We start from the raw sequence: 18,789 nt of genomic DNA on the forward strand, positions 1-18,789 counted from the left end.
GCCGCCGCGAGCCGGGAGCCGGAGCGCGCCGCCGCGGTGTTCGCCCCGCACGCGAGGAGGCCCGTGATGTCCACGGCGACCGAACAGCGCACCTTCGACTCCCTCGACCCCGCCACCGGGACCGTCGTCGGGACCCATCCGATCCAGGACGCCGCGGCCGTGCGCGCGGCCGTCGCCGAGGCCGGGCGCGCCGCGCGGTGGTGGGGCGGGCTGAGCTGGACCGAGCGCAGGCGGCGGTTGCTCGACTACAAGGCGGTCGTCACCCGCGACCTCGCCCGGATCGCCGAGGCGGTCCACCGCGAGACGGGCAAGCCGAAGGCCGACGCCACGCTGGAGGTGATCCTGGCCATCACCCACCTCGACTGGGCGGCCCGCAACGCGCGCCGGGTCCTCGGCCCGCGCCGGGTCTTCCCCGGCCTGGTCGGCGCCAACCTCGCGGCCACGCTGGAGTACCAGCCGCTGGGCGTCGTGGGGGTCATCGGGCCGTGGAACTACCCGGTGTTCACCCCGATGGGCTCGATCGCCTACGCGCTGGCGGCGGGCAACGCGGTGGTGTTCAAGCCGAGCGAGCTGACGCCGGGGGTGGGGGTCCTGCTGGCCGAACTGTTCGCCGAGTCCGTCCCCGAGCAGCCGGTGTTCCGCACGGTGACCGGCCTGGGCGAGACGGGCGCCGCCCTCGCGGGCGACCCGGGGGTGCAGAAGATCGCGTTCACCGGTTCCACCGCCACCGCCAAGCGGGTGATGGCCGCGTGCGCGGCGAACCTGACGCCGCTGGTCGCCGAGTGCGGCGGCAAGGACGCGCTGATCGTGGACGCCGACGCGGACGTGCGGGCGGCGGCGGACGCGGCGCTGTGGGGCGCGATGTCCAACGCCGGGCAGACCTGCGTCGGGGTGGAGCGGGTCTACGTGGTGGACGCGGTCTACGACGCGTTCATGCGGGAGCTCACCGACCGGGCCGGTGCGATCCGGGCGGGCGAGGACTACGGCCCGATCACCATGCCCGCGCAGCTCGACGTCATCCGGCGGCACATCGGTGACGCCGTCGCACGCGGCCGCGCCGTGGTGGGCGGGCCGGAGTCGGTGCGCGCGCCGTACGTGGACCCGGTGATCGTGGAGGACGTGCCGGAGGACTCCCCGGCGGTCCGCGAGGAGACGTTCGGCCCGACGGTGACGGTCAAGCGCGTCGCCGACGCGGAGGAAGCCCTGGAGAAGGCCAACGCCACCGCGTACGGCCTGGCCGGGACGGTCTTCTCGGGTGACGCGCGGCGCGCCGTGCGGCTCGCACGCCGGATGCGCAGCGGGATGACCGCGATCAACTCGGTCATCTCCTTCGCCTCGGTGCCCGCCCTGCCCTTCGGCGGTCTCGGTGACTCCGGCTTCGGCCGGATCCACGGCGCGGACGGCCTGCGCGAGTTCGCCCGGCCCAAGGGGATCGCCCGGCAGCGCTTCGCGCTTCCCGGAATGAACCTCACCTCGTTCAACCGCGGACAGAAGGAACTTGACCAAGTAGTGAAACTTGTGACTTTCTTACACGGTCGTCGGAAGCGATAGCCCTTTCCTCTTCCACAAAAAGGATCTTGCACCCATAATAGTTGCTTCGGGGAGCGAAGATCATGAGGTGGAAGCGAATATGCGTGGACTTGTCAAGCCCTCTCCCGCAGCGAGGGCTTGCATGAACGGACGTTCCTATAGGGGAATGTCGGCGGAGGAACGGTTGGCGGAACGCCGTGAGCGCCTGATCTCGGCGGCCTACGTCCTCTACGCCGAGCTCGGCTTCCCCGACACCACGATCGAGAAGCTCTGCACCGTCGCGCGCATCTCCAACCGCGCGTTCTACGAGTGCTTCGAGAGCCGCGACGAACTGATGCTGGTGGTGTACGACCGGTGCGTGCGGGAGACCCTGGAGACGGTGGCGAAGGCCGTCGAGCGGGCTCCCGACACGCTGCCCGACCGGATCGAGGCGGGCATCTCGGAGTACATCCGGTTCGTCACCGCCGACAGGCGCCGCGCCCGGATCATGTACCTGGAGGTACGGCGCGCCGACGACGGTTTCACCGCGTCCCGGCAGCAGACCTCGGCGGCCTTCTGCCAGATCCTGGAGACCAGCCTCTTCGAGCTCCCGGAGACGGGCGGGGTGGAGCCGCGCCTGGTCGTGCTCGGCCTGCTCGGCGTGGTCCAGGAGCTGCTCATCGAGTGGACGCTGGCCGCCGACCCGCCTCCGGTCGACCGCCTGATCGGCACGGCCGCGCACATCTTCCGCCGGTCCCTGACCGGTTGAGCCGGTCCCCGGCGGGTCGGGCCGCGGCCGCCGGGCCCCGGCCGGTCGAGGCGGAACCTCCGGTCAGAGCCAGCCCTTCTCCTGGGCGGCCCGGATGGCGGTGATCCGGTTGGCGGCGCCCAGCTTGGTGATCGCACTGGACAGGTAGTTGCGGACGGTGCCCTCGGTGAGGTGGAGCGCGGCCGCGATCTCCCCCACCGAGGCGCCCCGCGCCGCCTGCGCCAGCGCGTCCCGCTCCCGGTCGGTCAGCGGGCTCTCCCCCGCCATCATCGCCGAGGCGGCCATCTCCGGGTCGAGGTAGCGCCCTCCCGCGTGGACCTTGCGGATCGCCGCCGCCAGCTCGTCGGAGGAGGCGTCCTTGGGTACGAAGCCGCGCACCCCCGCCGCCAGCGCCCGGCGCAGGTAGCCGGGCCGGCCGAAGCTGGTCAGCATCAGCACGGCGTGCCCCGGCAGCGTCTCGGCCACGCTCAGCCCGTCCATGCCCGGCATCTCGATGTCCAGCACGACCACGTCGGGAGCGTGCTCCCGTACGGCCTGCGCCACGTGGTCGCCCCTGGCCACCTGGGCCACCACCTCGATGTCCGGCTCCAGCCCGAGCAGCGTGGCGATCGCCTCGCGGATCAGGTGCTCGTCGTCGGCCAGCAGGACCCGGATCATCGTGCTCCCTCCAGCGGGACCGTCGCCCGCAGCCTGAACTCCCCCGGTCTCCCGGGCCCGGCGGTGACCGTGCCGCCCGAGGGCGCCAGCCGCTCCGACAGGCCGATCAGGCCCGTGCCGCCGCGGGCGCCCGTCCCGGTCACGCCGTCGTTGACCATCTCCAGCACCGCCGTGCCGCCGTGCACCGTGACGGAGATCCGGCAGCGGGTCGCCGAGCTGTGCCGCAGCACGTTCGTGGTGCCCTCCCGGGCCGCCCAGGCCAGCAGGGTGGCACCCTCCTCCGGAACGCCCTCCGGCGGCGCCGCCAGGGTGCAGCGGACGCTGGCCGCCTCCAGCACCGCGGCCATGCTGCGCAGCTCGGCCTCCAGGTCGACCGTCCGGTAGCCGCGCACCGCCGTACGGATCTCCTTCAGCGCCTCCCGGGCCAGCCCCCGCACCGCGTCCATCTCGGCCGCGGCGCGGCCGGGGTCGCCCTTGGCCAGCTTGGCCGCCACCTCGCTCTTGACCGCGATCGCGGAGAGGCTGTGGCCGACCAGGTCGTGCAGGTCGCGGGCGAAGCGGAGCCGCTCCTCGGTCACGGCCAGCTGCGCCTGCGCGGCCTTGCCGGCCTCCGCGGCCCGGACCACCTCCCAGAACCAGAGCTGGAACCGGTTCATCCACGGCACGCTCAGCGACGCCGCCGTGTAGCCGCCGATCGCGCCGCCGAACGTCTCCTGGTCCGGGTAGAAGGCCGTCCAGGCGTCCGGCCACATGAGGTACAGCCCGGCCGCCGTCGCCACGACGGTGGCCGCGAACGTGGCGGACCGGTTCAGCACCAGCGCCGCGCCCGACGCCCACGCCGGGGCGATCAGCCCCCAGGCCAGCAGGTGCCCGTCCTGGACCAGCAGCACGGCCAGCGCCACCGCGCCCGAGGCGACCGCCTCCCGGTGGGCGGTGGCGCCGTCCAGGGCGGCCCTGATCATCCGGGCCTGGAGCACGGTGAAGGCCGCCAGCCCCAGCAGTCCGAGGATCCAGGGGAGGACCGGGATCGGCCGGGTGGCGCTGGTGAACCAGCCGAGCGGGCCGATCCAGGCCAGGAAGATGCCGATGCCGAGCATCCAGGCGGTCAGCCGGCGGAGCCGCTCGACCTGGGAGCGCTTGCGGCGCCGGGGCAGCGCCGCGGGGACGAGGCGCCTCAGCCGCCCCGTCCCCTGTTCTTCCGTCACATTCGTCGTCATCCGGCGACCAACGTTAGCCGTGCCGGGGTTCCCACCGGAACAGCCACCTGGCCAGCAGCCCGGTCACCCCGATCCAGACGACCATGATCCCGATCGAGGGCAGCGCGGCCACCCACTGCCCGGCCATGTCCAGCGCCTCGCCGCCGCTGGAGAAGTGGTCCGCGCCCAGGAAGCCGGTGCGCATCATCTCCACCACCGGGGTCACCGGGAGCAGGCCGGACACCGTGCCCAGCGGGCCGGGCAGCACGTCGAGGGGGAAGGCGATCGGCGCGCCGAGCAGCATGACCATCAGCACCGGCAGCACGGTGATCTGGGCCATCTCGGCGTTCGGCGTCAGGCCGGAGAAGGCCGCCGCCAGCAGGGCGAACACGATGACGCCCAGCACCGCGGCGAGCAGGATCAGCGGCACGTTGGCCGGCAGGACCCCCTCGGTCCGGTGCAGCCAGATCCCCAGCAGCACCATCTGGCCGAGGAGGAGCGCCAGCGCCCCGAGCCCGCTGCCCGCCATGACGGCCAGGGCGGACGGCTGGCCCCCGCGCAGCCGCTTGAGCACCAGTTCCTCCCGGCGGGCGGTGAAGGAGTTCACCAGGTTGATGAAGACCGCGAAGCCCAGCATCAGCCCGGGCACCCCGGTCAGGACGAAGGCCCCGCCCGGCACCCCGGCGACCTCCGCGCCACCCTGCGCCCCGGTGAACATCCAGGCCATCAGGAGCGGGAGCAGCAGCACGTTGAACAGGACGGTGGTGTTCCGGGCCACCAGGGTCAGGTCGAGCCTCGCCAGCCGTACGGCGTGCAGAACGTCGGTCTTCATGGTCACTTCCCGCTTCCCGTCGATACGTGGACGACTCGTTCCCGGCACGCCGCTCTCACCGCTGCTCCCCGACCACCCGCATGAACACGTCCTCCAACGTCCCCCGGCGCACGGCCAGCCGCTCCAGGGCCGCGCCCCGGCCGTCGGCCCAGGCCATCAGCGGGCGGAGCGCCGCGTGCGCGCGGGTCTCGGTGTCGGCGCCGGTCAGGGTGTAGACGACCTCGGTGAAGGGCCCAGTGGAGGATGCTGTGGAGGATGCTGTGGAGGATGCGGTGGCGGACCCGCCGGCCGCTCCGCCGCCTCCGCCGGCGTAGGTGAGCACCGGGGTGACGCCGTCCAGCGCCGGCAGGTCGCCGAAGGTCCAGGCGGTGCCGGGGAGCCGGAAGGCGATGCGGTCTCCGGAGGTGGCCACCACCTCCTCGACCGTGCCGTGGGTGTGGATGCGGCCCTCGTGCATGATGGCGAGCCGGGTGGCGAGGCGCTCGGCCTCCTCCAGGTAGTGCGTGGTCAGCAGCACCGAGGTGCCCGCGTCCCGCAGGTCCTCGATCACCTTCCACGTGGTCCGGCGCGCCTCGGGGTCCATCCCGGTGGTCGGCTCGTCCAGGAAGAGCACCTCGGGCGCCGAGAGCACCGCGAGCGCGAGGTCCAGCCTGCGCTTCTGGCCGCCGGAGAGCTGCTTGACCTTGACCCTCGCCCTGTTCTCCAGGCCCACCAGCTCCAGCGCGCCCATGGTCGCCCGGTCCACCCCGCGCACCCGGCCCATGAGGGTGAGGCGGCCGGGAAGCTCCGTGCTCCCGGACAGGGTGACCGGCCGGCCGGCGTCCTCGCTCAGCCCCTTCCACAGGTCCACCGTCTCGGCGACGGTGAGGTCGCCGAGGAAGCCGCCCTCCTGGAGCATGATGCCCACCCGGGGGCGGAGCTCGCGCTGCTGCCGCACCGGGTCCAGGCCGAGGACGCGCACGGTGCCGTCGGTGGCGGGCGTGAAGCCCTCCAGGACCTCCATCGTGGTGGTCTTCCCGGCGCCGTTGGTGCCGAGCAGGGCGAAGACCTCTCCCCGGGGGACGGTGAAGGAGATCCCGCGCACGGCCTCGAAGTCGCCGTACTTCTGCCGCAGCCCGCCGACCTCGATCACGTTGTCGAGGCCGTGGGGGGCGGCGCCGGCCGTGTCCGCAAGCTGTGGTGTCCTCATGCGGAAAATCTTCTTCCACCGGCGGATTCCCGTGCAGTCGCCGATATCACCGGTGGGACATGGATCTCACGGATGATCGGTATGACAGATGTCATGTCCGGCGGCGGGCGTCCGCCGGACATGACATCCGGGACGGGACCCTACGGCCGGGGCGGCAGGGCGGGACGGCGCCGCGAGGGACGGGCCGCGACGTCGGGCGGGGTCGCCGCGGGACGCTCGGCCAGCGCGGCCAGCGCCAGCCGTACGGCCTCCTCGATCTGCGGGTCCCGCCCGGCCGCCCAGTCGTCCGGGGTGATGTCCACCTCGACGTCCGGGTCGACGCCGTGGTTCTCCACGCCCCAGCCGAGCCCCTCGAACCAGAACGAGTACCGGGGCACGGTGACGGAGGTCCCGTCGACCAGGCGGTGCCCGTCCTCGATGCCGATGACGCCGCCCCAGGTCCGGGTGCCGACCACCGGGCCGAGCTTGTGGATCTTGAAGGCGGCGGTGACGATGTCGCCGTCGGACCCGGCGTTGTGGTCGGTGACCGCGACGAGCGGCCCGCGCGGGCCTCCTCGGGGTAGGTGATCGGCGCGAGGCCCCGGGGCATGTCCCAGCCGATCACCCGGCGCAGCAGCTTCTCGATGACCAGCTCGGAGGTGTGGCCGCCCCGGTTGCCCCGCACGTCCACCACGAGCCCCTCGAAGGCCATCTCCCGGCGCAGGTCGCGGTGGAACTGCGCCCAGCCCTCGGCGACCATGTCCGGGATGTGCAGGTAGCCCAGCCGCCCGCCGCCCAGCTCGCGCACGTGCGCCCGCCGCGCGGCGACCCAGTCCTGGTAGCGCAGCCGCCGGTCGTCGAGGAGCGGGGTGACCGCCACCCGGCGGCCGCCGCCCAGCGTCAGCTCGACCGGCTTGTCCGCGGCGCCCACCAGGAGCCGGTCCGGGCCCTCCGGCGGCACCGGGCGGCCGTCGACCGCCAGCAGCGTCTCCCCCGGCTGCACCCCCACGCCCGGCGCGGCCAGCGGGGAGCGGGCGTGCACGTCCGACGACTCGCCGGGCAGCACCCGGTCCACCTGCCAGCGGCCCTCGGCGTTCCTGGACAGGTCCGCGCCGAGCATGCCGACCGGTCCGGCGGCCGCGGCCCCCCAGGGCGCGGGCATGACGTACGCGTGCGAGCTGCCGAGCTCCCCCACCACCTCCCAGAGCAGATCGGCGAAGTCGTCGTCGGTGGAGACCCGGTCCACCAGCGGCCGGTACTCCTCCAGCACGCCCTCCCAGTCGACGTCCGCCATGTCCTCCACCCAGAAGTCCGCCCGCATCCGGCGGCCCAGCTGGGCGTAGGCGTGCCGGCGGTAGGCCACCGGGTCGACGGTGATCCGGATCCGGGACAGGTCCACGGTCGCCTCGTCGCCCTTGCCGTCGGCCGGGCGGACCGTGAGCGTGCCCTTGTCGGAGACGACGAGGCGGGTGCCGTCGCCGCTCACCCGGTACCAGTCGAGCTTGTCGACGATCTCCTCGCACGTGCGCTTGGCCAGGTCGTAGCGGTCCAGCGCGGGCCTGGGGGGCTCGCCGTCGAGGTCCCCCCGGTCTTCGCCGAGTTCCCCGGCCAGCGGCTCGCGCAGCCAGACGAACCCGCCCTTGACCGCGCGCAGCGCCGAGTAGCGCCCCTCGGGCACCGGCACCTGGACCACCCGGGCGGCGATCCCCTCTACGTCCACGGTGACGGCGGCGTCCTCCTTCTTGTCCTTCTTGTCGTCGTCCTCCGGCTCGCCCACCGGCCGCCCGTCCACGCTGGGCGCGAACGGCGACGGGGTGGAGGCCGCCAGCGGCACCAGGTAGGGGCGGTAGCCGTACGGGAAGGACATGTCGAAGGAGTGCGCGTCGTAGACCGGGTCGAACCCCCGGCGCGACAGGAACGCCAGGTGGTCGCCGGTGAAGGCGGGCGAGACGTCCACGAAGCGGCCGTCGGTCACGTCGTGCACGGCCCGGTCCACCACCCGGGCCAGCCGGATCCGGCGCAGCGGCGTGGCCTCCGGATGCGACCAGGCGAGCCAGGCCGAGTCCGGCGACCAGGCCATGCCGTCGATCTCCCCGTTGGCCCGGGCCAGCTCGACGACCTCGCCGGAGGCCACGTCGACCAGGAGCAGCCGGCCGTCCCTGGCCGCCGCCGCGATCGTGCGGCCGTCGGGCGCGACGGCCAGGTCGCCGACCTCGCCCAGCTTGCCGGCGGCGATCCTGCGACTCTCCCCGCCTCCGGCCGGGCCGATCTCCAGGCCCTGCGTCCCGCCGTCGTCGAAGACCCACACCACCTGGCCGGTGCCCAGGATCCGGGGCCTGCCCGCCGCGAGCGAGGAGCTGAGCTGCCGGGCCGGGCCGTCCCGGTGGGTCAGCCAGTGCACCGTGCCCCGGATCTCCACCGCGCTGGCCCGCCCGGTCGCGTCCACGGCCAGGTCCTGCAGCCACCGGGCGTTCACCGTCCGCGGCTGCCGCCCCCGCGCCGGGGAGGCGAGCCGGACGCCGAGCCTGCGGGTCTCGGCGTCCAGGCCGTCCAGGACGTAGAGGTCCCCGGCGTTCTGGTAGACGATCCGGGTCCCGTCGGTGGTGGCGTGCCGGGCGTAGAAGACGTCGTGGTCGGTGTGCCGGCGCAGGCCGGTGCCGTCCACCGCCACCGAGTAGAGGTTCCCGACGCCCTCGTGGTCGGAGAGGAAGACCAGGCGCCCGCCGACGAGCATCGGGTTCGCGAAGTGGCCGTCCAGGTCGGCCAGCAGCCGGATGAAGTCGCCCTCCCCCTGCCGGATCCACAGGCGGCCCGCCGTACCGCCGCGGTAGCGCTTCCAGGTCCCCGGGTCGCGGGCCAGCGCGGCGGTGAGCAGCGCCACCGTGCCCCCGGCGCTCCCGGCGCTCCCGGAGTCCGCGGCGCCGTCGGGGTCCCCGGTGATCGCCAGATCGGCGACCGGGCCGTACGGCAGGCGCTCGGCGCGCCCGCCGTCCAGCGCGTAGGCCCAGGTCTGCGAGGTGAACGGCTGGCCGGTCGAGCTGATGGCGAGGACCCTGCCGTCGGGGGTCCAGCCGCGGGTGCGGGTCCGGACGTCGCCCCAGTAGGTCAGCCGCTCGGCGGAGCCGGTCTCCAGATCGGCCAGGAACACCTCCGGGTCCCCGTCGCGGACGCTCGTCCAGGCGACCTTCGTGGCGTCGGGTGAGAGGCGGGGGTGTCCTGCGGGGGCCCGGTCGGAGGACAGGCGCCACGCCCGGCCGCCGTCCGCGGGTGCCGCCCAGACGTCGTCGTCGGCGACGAACGTCAGCAGCTCGCCGGAAAGATGGGGAAATCGCAGGTAAGAACCAGAAGACATCGCTAAATCATATTGTCCGCTATGCGACTGACCATGTGATTTTTCTGCCCGATACGCTGACGTTCATGACGCGAGCCGACAGAGACAACCCCGTGGTGCTGTCCAAGATCTACACCCGTACCGGAGACGACGGCACCACCGCTCTCGGCGACATGAGCCGCACCCGCAAGACCGACCCCCGCCTGGCCGCCTACGCGGACGTGGAGGAGGCCAACGCGGCGCTGGGCGTGGCCCTGTCGTACGGGACGCTCGACGACGACGTCGCCGCGGTCCTCACCCGGATCCAGAACGAGCTGTTCGACGTCGGAGCCGACCTGTGCACCCCGGTCACGGAGGACCCCGAGTTCCCCCCGCTGCGCGTCGAGGCGTCCTACGTCGAGTGGCTGGAGGCCCGCTGCGACGAGTTCAACGAGCGCCTCAAGCCGCTGCGCAGCTTCATCCTCCCCGGCGGAGCCCCGGCCGTCGCCCGGCTGCACGTCGCCCGCACCGTCGTCCGGCGGGCCGAGCGCACCGTCTGGTCGGCCCTGGAGGCCCACGAGGACGTCAACCCGCTCACCGCGACGTACCTCAACCGGCTCAGCGACCTGATGTTCATCCTCTGCCGCATCGCGGCGGGCGGCGACGAGATCCTCTGGAAGCCCGGCGGCACCCGCTGACCTTCGGGCCGGGCGGCGCCGAGGCGAGCGCCGGGCCCGCGCCGGAAGGCCCCGGCGCTCAGGCGACGTCGAGATGGGCGCCGGGCGGGGCGGACTCCAGCCAGGCGACGAAGCCGGTCAGCGCCCGGTATCCCATCGCCAGCTCGAAGCGGAACGCGCCGCTGGAGCACTCCAGCGCCGTCACGCCCTCCAGGAACCCGAAGAACTCACCCGGACCGACCTTCCTGCGTCCGGAAACCACGAGGCCGCGCCTCACGATGACGTGGCGCGGCCTCGGCAGCAGACCTATGAGCGGAATCCACTTGAGGCGGCCTTCCGCGTAGCGGGCGACTCCCACCCGCCAGCCCCGCTCCCCCGGCATCGGGCGCAGGCAGCACAGCACCGAGCCCCGGGAGCGGATCAGGATCAGGACCCGGACGAGCAGGAGGGCGACGATCAGCGCCGCCACGATGAGTACGTCACGCGCCATCATGTCCGCCGCCCCCAGAACCAGCACCGCTCAGAAGCAGAACTTATCCGACTTCCTCGCCTGCCGCGCGCAACCGGGCCCGGGCTCGCTTCAGCGCGGCGGCGTCCGCCGCCTCCATGTCGGCCTCGACCGAGGCCTGGGCGCGGTCCAGGGCGTTCTTGGCCCTGGCGACGTCGACCTCGGAACCGAGCTCGGCCACCTCGGCCAGGACCGAGACCTCGTCGTCCGCCACCGAGAGGAACCCTCCGTGGACCGCGGCGACGAGGTCGGGCTCGCCACCGCCGCGCTTCACCTTCAGCACGCCGCCCTCGACGAGGACGCCGAGCACCGGCGTGTGCCTGGGCATGATGCCGATCTCACCGTCGACGGTCTTGGCGATCACCATGTCGGCCTCGCCGGACCAGATCTCCCGCTCCGGTGAGACGACGCCTACTCGCAGCTTCGCCACTTTCTCCTCAGTTCCTTTCGAACCAGGCGCCGGTACGGCCCACGGCCGTACCGACGCCTAAGGCGACTAGCGGGCGAGTTCCTTGGCCTTGGCGATGGCCTGCTCGATGCCACCGACCATGAAGAACGCCTGCTCGGGCAGGTGGTCGTACTCGCCGGCGCACAGCCCCTTGAAGGACGCGATGGTCTCGTCCAGCGGCACGAACTCACCCGGCTGGCCGGTGAACGCCTCGGCGGCGTACATCGGGTGGGAGAGGAAGCGCTCGATGCGACGGGCCCGGTTGACCGTGACCCGGTCCTCCTCGGAGAGCTCGTCGATGCCGAGGATCGCGATGATGTCCTGCAGCTCCTTGTACTTCTGCAGGATCCGCTTGGTCTCCTGGGCCACCCGGTAGTGCTCCTCGCCGATGATCTGCGGGTCGAGGATCCGGGAGCTGGAGTCGAGCGGGTCCACCGCGGGGTAGATGCCCTTCTCCGAGATCGGCCGCGAGAGCACGGTCTGCGCGTCGAGGTGCGCGAACGCGTTGTGCGGGGCCGGGTCGGTGATGTCGTCCGCGGGGACGTAGATCGCCTGCATCGAGGTGATCGAGTGACCGCGGGTCGAGGTGATGCGCTCCTGGAGCACGCCCATCTCGTCGGCCAGGGTCGGCTGGTAGCCCACTGCGGACGGCATGCGGCCGAGCAGGGTGGACACCTCGGAGCCGGCCTGGGTGAACCGGAAGATGTTGTCGATGAACAGCAGAACGTCCTGCTTCTGCACGTCCCGGAAGTACTCCGCCATGGTGAGGGCGGAGAGCGCGACGCGCAGACGCGTGCCCGGCGGCTCGTCCATCTGGCCGAAGACGAGGGCGGTGTCCTTGAGGACGCCCGCCTCCTCCATCTCCAGCCAGAGGTCGTTGCCCTCACGGGTGCGCTCGCCGACGCCCGCGAAGCACGAGGTTCCGGAGAACTTCAGCGCGACGCGACGGATCATCTCCTGGATCAGCACGGTCTTGCCGACGCCCGCGCCGCCGAACAGACCGATCTTGCCGCCCTTGACGTACGGCGTGAGCAGGTCGATGACCTTGATGCCGGTGGGCAGCATCTCGGTGCGCGACTCGAGGGTGTCGAAGGCCGGGGAGGGGCGGTGGATGCCCCACTTCTCGGTGACCTTCAGGGAGGCGGTCGGCACGTCCAGGGACTCGCCGAGCGCGTTCCACACGTGACCCTTGACGACGTCGCCGACCGGCACCGAGATCGGCGCGCCGGAGTCGGAGACCGCCGCACCGCGGACCAGGCCGTCGGTGGGCTGCATCGAGACGGCCCGGACCAGGTTGTCACCCAGGTGCTGGGCGACCTCCATGGTCAGGGTCTTGGTCTCGCCGCCGACGGTGACGTCGACGTTCAGGGCGTTGTAGATGTCGGGCATCGCCTCGACGGGGAACTCCACGTCGACGACGGGACCGGTGACTCGGGCGACGCGGCCCACACCGGTCGCGACGTTCTCCACAGTCTCTGCAGTCATTTCACTCTTTCCCCGCTGCGGCGTCAGCCAGCGCGTTGGCGCCACCGACGATCTCGCTGATTTCCTGGGTGATCTCGGCCTGACGAGCCTGGTTCATCTGCATGGTGAACACGCGGATGAGCTCGTTGGCGTTGTCGGTCGCCGACTTCATGGCCCGGCGGCGCGCGGCGTGCTCCGAGGCGGCGGACTGGAGCAGCGTGCTGAAGATGCGCGACTCCACGTACCGCGGCAGCAACGAGTCGAGTACGTCGGCCGCGGTGGGCTCGAACTCGAAGTACGGCAGCGGCGTCTCCGGCTTCTCGGTGGTCTCCACGACCTCGAGCGGCAGGATCCGCTTCACCGCCACCTCCTGCGTCAGCATGGAGACGAACTCGGTCGAGACGATGTGGATCTCGTCGATCCCGTCATCGGCCGAGAACGCCGTGATGAGCGCGCCCGCGATCTCCTTGGCGTTGCCGTAGGAGGGGCTGTCGGAGAACCCGCCCCACTGGCCGCTCATCGCCCGGCCGCGGAAGCTGTGCCAGGTGATGCCCTTGCGCCCCACCACGTAGGGCACGGGCTCGACGCCCCTGCTCCGCAGCAGGCCGCCGAGGGCCTCGGCCTCACGCAGGATGTTCGCGTTGAAGCCGCCGCAGAACCCGCGGTCACTGGTGACGATGAGCACTGCGGCCCGGCGGGGCTGCTCCTTCGCCGTGGTGAGCGGGTGGTCGACGCTGGTGGTGTTGCTGACGACGCCCGTGACGGCGCGCGTGATCTCGCGCTCGTACGGCACGGCCGCCTGCATCCGCTGCTGCGCCTTCACGATGCGCGACGAGGCGATGAGCTCCTGGGCGCGCGTGATCTTGGCGGTGGACTTTACCGACTTGATCCGCCGCCGCAGCAGTCTTAGCTGGGCACCCATCGGCTACTTCTTCTCGTCACTGACGTGCTTGATGATCTTCTCCTGGCCGACCCGGTCGGCGCCGAGCGCCGCGACCGGCTCGTCGTTGACCAGCAACTCGCCCGCCGAGGTCTCGAAGCCCTTCTTGAACTGGGTGATCGCGTCCTTCAGGGCCGTGACCGTGTCGTCCGACAGTTCCTTGGTCTCGCGGATGGCGTCGAAGACACCCTTGTGGTCGCGGCCCAGGTAGTCCAGGAACTCCGTCTCGAAGCGGCGGATGTCCTCGACCGGGACCTCGTCGAGCTCGCCGGTGGTGCCGGCCCAGATCGACACGACCTCCCGCTCCAGCGAGAACGGGCTGTACTGCGGCTGCTTGAGCAGCTCGACCAGGCGCTGGCCGCGCTCCAGCTGAGCCTTGGAGGCCGCGTCCAGGTCGGAGGCGAAGGAGGCGAATGCCTCCAGGTCGCGGTACTGGGACAGGGACAGGCGCAGCGTGCCGGCGACCTTCCGCATCGCCTTGGTCTGCGCCGAGCCGCCGACCCGGGAGACGGAGACACCGACGTTGATGGCCGGCCGCACACCCGCGTTGAACAGGTCGGTCTCCAGGAAGACCTGGCCGTCGGTGATGGAGATGACGTTGGTCGGGATGAACGCCGAGACGTCGTTGCCCTTCGTCTCGATGATCGGCAGACCGGTCATCGAGCCCGCGCCCATGTCGTTGGAGAGCTTGGCGCAGCGCTCCAGCAGACGGGAGTGCAGGTAGAAGACGTCGCCGGGGTAGGCCTCACGGCCCGGCGGGCGGCGCAGCAGCAGGGAGACCGCGCGGTAGGCGTCGGCCTGCTTGGTCAGGTCGTCGAAGACGATGAGGACGTGCTTGCCCTGGTACATCCAGTGCTGGCCGATGGCCGAGCCGGTGTAGGGCGCCAGGTACTTGAAACCGGCCGGGTCGGACGCCGGGGAGGCGACGATGGTGGTGTACTCCATCGCGCCCGCCTCCTCGAGGCGGCCCTTGACCTGGGCGATCGTCGAGCCCTTCTGGCCGACCGCGACGTAGACGCAGAGGACCTGCTTGGCCGGGTCGCCGGAGAGCCAGTTCTCCCGCTGGTTGAGGATGGTGTCCACGGCGATGGCGGTCTTGCCGGTGCCGCGGTCGCCGATGATCAGCTGGCGCTGGCCCCGGCCGATGGCGGTCATGGCGTCGATCGCCTTGATGCCGGTGGCCAGCGGCTCCTTCACCGGCTGGCGCTGGACCACCGAGGGTGCCTGGAGTTCGAGGGCGCGCAGCGCCTCGGACTCGATGGGGCCCTTGCCGTCCAGGGGGTTGCCCAGCGGGTCGACCACACGGCCGAGGAAGGCGTTGCCGACCGGCACGGACAGGACCTCGCCCGTCCTGCGGACCGACTGGCCCTCCTCGATCTTGCTGAAGTCGCCCAGGATAACGGCACCGATCTCCCGGGTGTCCAGGTTCAGTGCCAGACCACGCGTGCCGTCCTCGAACTCGAGCAGCTCGTTCGCCATCGCCGAGGGAAGGCCGGAGACATGGGCGATGCCGTCGCCGCAGTCGACGACGGTCCCGATCTCCTCGCGCGCGGCGCCTTCCGGCTCGTACGCCTGGACGAAGCGCTCAAGCGCGTCCCGGATCTCATCCGGCCGGATCGTAAGCTCCGCCATCTCTCTTCTGTCTCCCTATTCGCCTAGCCGGCCAACCGGCGGCGGACTTCTTCGATTCGTCCCGCGATGGTGGTGTCGATGAGGTCGTCCCCGATGCGAACGGAGAACCCACCGAGCACTCGCGGATCCACCTCGACGTTCAGGTGAACGTCGCGGCCGTAGGAGGCGCGCAGCCAGGTGGCCAGACGCCGCTTCTGCTCTTCGGAGAGCGCGACGGCGCTGCGCACCACCGCGACGAGACGCTGCCGCTGTGCGGCGACCAGATGACCGACGTCCTCCAGTCCACCATCCAGGCTACGTCCTCGCGGATGCACCGCGAGTTGGGTGACCAGGCGGATGGTGGTGGGGGTGGCCTTGCCGCCGAGGAGCGAGCCGAGCAGTTCCCGCTTGCCCTGCGCGGGCGCGGCCGGATCGGCCAGCGCCCGGTGCAGCGCGAGGTTCGAGGCGATGATGCGCCCGAACCGGAACAGCTCGTCCTCGACCTCGTCGAGCCTGCCCTGCGCCTCGGCCTCGGCCGCAGCGGCGATGACGCCGAGCCGCTCCAGCGCGTCGGCGAGGTCGCCGGCGCGCGCCCACCGGGCGGAGACCGCCCCGACGACCGTCTCCAGCGCGGCGGCGCCGACCTTGCCCTCCAGAAGGATCCGGAGGGTCTGGGCCTTCTGCGCCGCCGGGCGGGCGGCGTCGGACATGGTCCGGCGGAGCCCGTGCTCGCGGTCGAACAGGTCGGCGATCGCGAAGAGCTCATCGGCCAGCGTGCCGAGGTCCGCGCTTCCCGCCACCGCGTTGAAGTGCTCCTCGACCTCGGCGAGCGAGGCCCTGCTCAGCCCTCTCATCAGCGGACCGCCGCGTTGCTCGACTCGAGCTCCTCCAGGAACCGGTCGACGGTGCGGCGCTGGCGCGCCTCGTCCTCGAGGGACTCACCGACGATGCGGCCCGCGAGGTCGATCGACAGGCGACCGAGCTCGGCGCGGAGCTGGGCGAACGCCTGCTGGCGGTCGGCCTCGATCTGGACGTGCGCGGCCTCGATGAGGCGGCGGGCCTCGGCCTGCGCCTCCTCGCGGAGCTCGGCCTTGATCTGCGCGCCCTGCTCGCGAGCCTCCTCGCGCAGGCGGGACGCCTCGTGCCGCGCCTCGGCGAGCTGCTCCTTGTACTGCGCGAGCAGCGCCTGGGCCTCGGCCTGGGCGTCCTGGGCCTTCTGGATCCCGCCTTCGATCGCCTCGGTCCGCTCATTCAGCGTCTGCTGGATGCGCGGGGTGAGGATCTTACCGACGACGAGGACGACGAAGAGGAACGCGAAGCCGCCGACGACCAGCTCGTACATGTGCGGAAGGAGAGGGCTGGTCTCCTCCGCCGCCAGGAGATTAGCTGCGATTGTCATCGATGCAGCCTTCCGTCAGGGTGTGTCTGCGATCAGGAGGTCGGGTAGATGAACGGCGCGACCAGGCCGATCAGGGCGAGCGCCTCGACGAGAACGAAGCCGAGGAGCATGTTCTGGCGGATCAGGCCGTAGGCCTCGGGCTGGCGGGCGATGGCCTGCAGACCGTTGCCGAAGATGAGGCCGACGCCGATGCCGGGGCCGAGGGTGGCCAGGCCGTAGCCGATCGAGCCGATGTTGCCGGTGACCTCAGCGAGGATGCCGCTCATTTCATTTCCTTTTCGGGACGGCCGGTGGACTCAGATCTCACCGGTCTGGACTCAGGAGGGGAAGGTCTTTGTGCGTTTCTCAGTGCTCGGCGTGCAGGGAGCCGCCGATGTACATCGCCGCGAGCATCGCGAACAGGAAGGCCTGCAGGAACTGGATGAACAGCTCCAGCCCGGTCATCGCGATCGTCATGACGACGCTGACGACGCCGACGGGCGCGCCGAGCGGGCTGAGCTGCTCGAAGAGGAACCAGAAGCCGACCGCGCTGAAGAAGGCGAGGATGAGGTGGCCGGCGAACATGTTGGCGAACAGTCGCACCGCGTGCGTGAAGGGGGCCACGACCAGGTTGGAGAGCAGCTCCAGCGGCGCCATCAGGATGTAGACCGCCTTGGGCAGGCCCGGCGGGAACATCATGTTCTTGAAGTAGCCGATCGGCCCCTGGTGCTTCATGCCCAGGTAGATCTTGAGCAGGTAGATCGTGCCCGCGAGCACGATCGGGAAGGCGATGTGCGAGGCCACCGGGAACTGCAGGAAGGGGACGACGCCCATCAGGTTCCAGACCCAGACCAGGAAGAAGATGCTGAGCAGCAGGCCCATCCAGCGGTCGGTGTCCTTGCCCAGGAAGGGGCGGGCGACCTGGTCGCGGACGAACATGTAGCCGTACTCGGCGACGTTCTGGATGCCCCGGGGCACCAGCTTCGGCTTGGAGAACGCCGACCAGCAGAAGACCACGACCACGAGCGAGCTCAGCAGCGCGAGCAGGACCGGCTTGGTGAACCAGGTCACGCCGGAGATGATCGGCGGGATGTTGAACAGTTCGGGGCCCGGAGCCTGGAACTCCTCGGGGGCGGCGAGGACCGTCAGCGCCTTCACGCGGCGTTCCCTTCAACGTGGTAATGGATCAAGACTGTTTCCTCCGCGAGGCGACCGCCGCGTGAGGTCAGCGACCGTACTTCCGGTAGACCAGGTAGATCGCGAGAACGACTCCGATGATCACTCCGATCGGGGTGAACACCGCCACGCCGGTCCAGCGGCTCAGCAACCAGCCGCCGCCGCCGTACAGGATGATCCCGGAAAGGATGTAGCTGGGGATTGACCAGGCGGCGTCGGCGAAGTCGCGGCCGTCGTCCTCCGGCCTGCGTTCTTGTTCGCTCATCGCGGGCATGACAATAGCAGTCGGGCTGTTGACTAGTCATATCGGACCCGGTCGGGGCCATAATACGCCTCATCGCGATCATCCCGCCCGGGAACCCGGAGAACCGGGATCGACGTAGAGCATCTTCGTTTTCACGAAGCCGCGCATCTCCCCGGCGGTCCAGACGACGGTGCAGACGATCGCCGACCAGCCGAAAGCCGTCGGCTCGAACGCCGTGGCGCTCTCGAACGCCCTCAGCAGCGCCATGATGACCAAGACCTTCACCGCGTAGGTGGTGACCGCGGCGACCATCATCACCGCCGGGGAGACCCGGCTCGCGTACGAGACGGCGACCAGGCCGACCGTGAAGAAGACCGCGACGGTCGCGAGGCCGATCAGGGCTCCCAGAGCCCCCGCGCCGCCGGCGAGCAGGGCGGCGACGCCGATGACCGCCGCGCCCACGACCGCGGTGGGTATCGCGGCCCCTTTCAGGACGCGCACGTCATTGGCCTGCATCGGCACTCCAGATGGCTGTTATCAAGCGAGCGATTGCTACCTAGCAGGCTCGGACTGCCGAACACCTGCTAGTGAAAGCTATCACAAGCTCTTGGAAGAGCGCCTTTACCTGCCGTTTCAAGTAAACGATCTAGAGGTTTCCGGCCGGTGCCGGCCAGGTCGTCTCAGGAATTGGGAAGCCCCGCCGCCGAGCCGCGGGTGGTGGACCGCGACGGTCCCGGCAGGTCGGGGACGATCGAGAACACCGCCGTGTCGTCGCCCGGTTCGGCCGCCGGGGGGACCATCGGAGCGGCCGGGTGCTGCGGGTTCTGCGAGTGCTGCGGGGAGGAGGACACCGGGGCGGACGCCGGAGCGGCCGGTCCGCCCGGGTGGTCCCCGGGGACCAC

Annotated in this window: 19 protein-coding genes and 2 pseudogenes; 3 read left to right on the forward strand and 18 right to left on the reverse strand. The window is 71.2% G+C overall.

The genetic code is table 11. The annotated features are described in order from the left end of the window. On the forward strand, nucleotides 1-1,551 hold a 1,551-nt coding region (locus tag ACWJ6R_RS11550), incomplete at its 5' end, for an aldehyde dehydrogenase family protein (RefSeq protein ID WP_449062217.1). A 163-nt stretch (nucleotides 1,552-1,714) separates the two neighbouring features. Continuing rightward, complete coding sequence (locus tag ACWJ6R_RS11555) at nucleotides 1,715-2,278, forward strand: TetR/AcrR family transcriptional regulator (protein ID WP_449062218.1); 564 nt, start codon at nucleotides 1,715-1,717, stop codon at nucleotides 2,276-2,278. Nucleotides 2,279-2,341: 63 nt separating this feature from the next. Here the strand turns inward: ACWJ6R_RS11555 and ACWJ6R_RS11560 are convergent, their stop codons facing one another. The 6 genes and pseudogenes from ACWJ6R_RS11560 to ACWJ6R_RS11585 all read right to left on the reverse strand — a co-directional run. After that, a complete protein-coding gene (locus ACWJ6R_RS11560) occupies nucleotides 2,342-2,935 on the reverse strand; it encodes a response regulator (RefSeq protein ID WP_449062219.1) in 594 nt (197 codons plus the stop codon). Beyond that, the gene (locus ACWJ6R_RS11565; protein WP_449062220.1) at nucleotides 2,932-4,140 is read right to left on the reverse strand and encodes a sensor histidine kinase; all 1,209 of its coding nucleotides are present in this window, start codon (nucleotides 4,138-4,140) and stop codon (nucleotides 2,932-2,934) included. The genes ACWJ6R_RS11560 and ACWJ6R_RS11565 overlap by 4 nt, the downstream gene beginning before the upstream one ends. 25 nt (nucleotides 4,141-4,165) lie before the next feature. Further along, entirely contained in the window at nucleotides 4,166-4,963 is a 798-nt protein-coding gene (locus ACWJ6R_RS11570) for an ABC transporter permease (protein WP_449062221.1), read from the reverse strand. A gap of 55 nt (nucleotides 4,964-5,018) precedes the next feature. Continuing rightward, nucleotides 5,019-6,152, reverse strand: a complete 1,134-nt coding sequence (locus tag ACWJ6R_RS11575; RefSeq protein ID WP_449062222.1) for an ABC transporter ATP-binding protein — start codon at nucleotides 6,150-6,152, stop codon at nucleotides 5,019-5,021. A 140-nt stretch (nucleotides 6,153-6,292) separates the two neighbouring features. Then, nucleotides 6,293-6,877: a S41 family peptidase gene (locus ACWJ6R_RS11580; protein ID WP_449062230.1), complete on the reverse strand. Its 585-nt coding sequence runs from the start codon at nucleotides 6,875-6,877 to the stop codon at nucleotides 6,293-6,295. Continuing rightward, nucleotides 6,832-9,483, reverse strand: a pseudogene (locus ACWJ6R_RS11585) (S41 family peptidase); the annotation flags it as partial. The gene ACWJ6R_RS11580 and the pseudogene ACWJ6R_RS11585, both read right to left, overlap by 46 nt. A gap of 65 nt (nucleotides 9,484-9,548) precedes the next feature. Here ACWJ6R_RS11585 and ACWJ6R_RS11590 point away from each other — a divergent pair. Further along, on the forward strand, nucleotides 9,549-10,139 hold the full coding sequence (locus ACWJ6R_RS11590) for a cob(I)yrinic acid a,c-diamide adenosyltransferase (protein ID WP_449062223.1): 591 nt from the start codon (nucleotides 9,549-9,551) through the stop codon (nucleotides 10,137-10,139). Between the two features lie 58 nt (nucleotides 10,140-10,197). Here the strand turns inward: ACWJ6R_RS11590 and ACWJ6R_RS11595 are convergent, their stop codons facing one another. From ACWJ6R_RS11595 to ACWJ6R_RS11650, 12 genes and pseudogenes are all read right to left on the reverse strand, one after another. Beyond that, entirely contained in the window at nucleotides 10,198-10,635 is a 438-nt protein-coding gene (locus tag ACWJ6R_RS11595; RefSeq protein WP_449062224.1) for a DUF2550 domain-containing protein, read from the reverse strand. A 16-nt stretch (nucleotides 10,636-10,651) separates the two neighbouring features. Next, nucleotides 10,652-11,056 carry a F0F1 ATP synthase subunit epsilon gene (locus ACWJ6R_RS11600; RefSeq protein WP_189238335.1) on the reverse strand — a complete coding sequence of 135 codons (405 nt, stop codon included), beginning with the start codon at nucleotides 11,054-11,056 and terminating at the stop codon, nucleotides 10,652-10,654. A gap of 66 nt (nucleotides 11,057-11,122) precedes the next feature. Next, the gene (gene atpD / locus ACWJ6R_RS11605; RefSeq protein ID WP_189238336.1) at nucleotides 11,123-12,559 is read right to left on the reverse strand and encodes a F0F1 ATP synthase subunit beta; all 1,437 of its coding nucleotides are present in this window, start codon (nucleotides 12,557-12,559) and stop codon (nucleotides 11,123-11,125) included. Between the two features lies 1 nt (nucleotide 12,560). Beyond that, nucleotides 12,561-13,460, reverse strand: a complete 900-nt coding sequence (locus ACWJ6R_RS11610; protein ID WP_449062225.1) for a F0F1 ATP synthase subunit gamma — start codon at nucleotides 13,458-13,460, stop codon at nucleotides 12,561-12,563. A 3-nt stretch (nucleotides 13,461-13,463) separates the two neighbouring features. Continuing rightward, on the reverse strand, nucleotides 13,464-15,110 hold the full coding sequence (atpA, locus tag ACWJ6R_RS11615; protein ID WP_189238338.1) for a F0F1 ATP synthase subunit alpha: 1,647 nt from the start codon (nucleotides 15,108-15,110) through the stop codon (nucleotides 13,464-13,466). Between the two features lie 23 nt (nucleotides 15,111-15,133). Beyond that, complete coding sequence (locus ACWJ6R_RS11620; RefSeq protein ID WP_449062226.1) at nucleotides 15,134-15,943, reverse strand: F0F1 ATP synthase subunit delta; 810 nt, start codon at nucleotides 15,941-15,943, stop codon at nucleotides 15,134-15,136. Continuing rightward, nucleotides 15,943-16,488, reverse strand: a complete 546-nt coding sequence (locus ACWJ6R_RS11625; RefSeq protein WP_068894837.1) for a F0F1 ATP synthase subunit B — start codon at nucleotides 16,486-16,488, stop codon at nucleotides 15,943-15,945. The genes ACWJ6R_RS11620 and ACWJ6R_RS11625 overlap by 1 nt, the downstream gene beginning before the upstream one ends. A 32-nt stretch (nucleotides 16,489-16,520) precedes the next feature. Further along, nucleotides 16,521-16,754 carry an ATP synthase F0 subunit C gene (gene atpE / locus ACWJ6R_RS11630; RefSeq protein WP_449062227.1) on the reverse strand — a complete coding sequence of 78 codons (234 nt, stop codon included), beginning with the start codon at nucleotides 16,752-16,754 and terminating at the stop codon, nucleotides 16,521-16,523. Between the two features lie 79 nt (nucleotides 16,755-16,833). Beyond that, nucleotides 16,834-17,625, reverse strand: a complete 792-nt coding sequence (gene atpB, locus ACWJ6R_RS11635) for a F0F1 ATP synthase subunit A (protein WP_449062228.1) — start codon at nucleotides 17,623-17,625, stop codon at nucleotides 16,834-16,836. 67 nt (nucleotides 17,626-17,692) lie between these two features. Then, nucleotides 17,693-17,908, reverse strand: a complete 216-nt coding sequence (locus tag ACWJ6R_RS11640) for an AtpZ/AtpI family protein (RefSeq protein WP_229798455.1) — start codon at nucleotides 17,906-17,908, stop codon at nucleotides 17,693-17,695. 78 nt (nucleotides 17,909-17,986) lie between these two features. After that, on the reverse strand, nucleotides 17,987-18,403 hold the full coding sequence (locus tag ACWJ6R_RS11645) for a hypothetical protein (protein ID WP_449062229.1): 417 nt from the start codon (nucleotides 18,401-18,403) through the stop codon (nucleotides 17,987-17,989). Nucleotides 18,404-18,567: 164 nt separating this feature from the next. Continuing rightward, nucleotides 18,568-18,789: pseudogene (locus ACWJ6R_RS11650) on the reverse strand (hypothetical protein); the annotation flags it as partial.

The sequence above is a fragment of the Planomonospora algeriensis genome, from assembly GCF_977012225.1.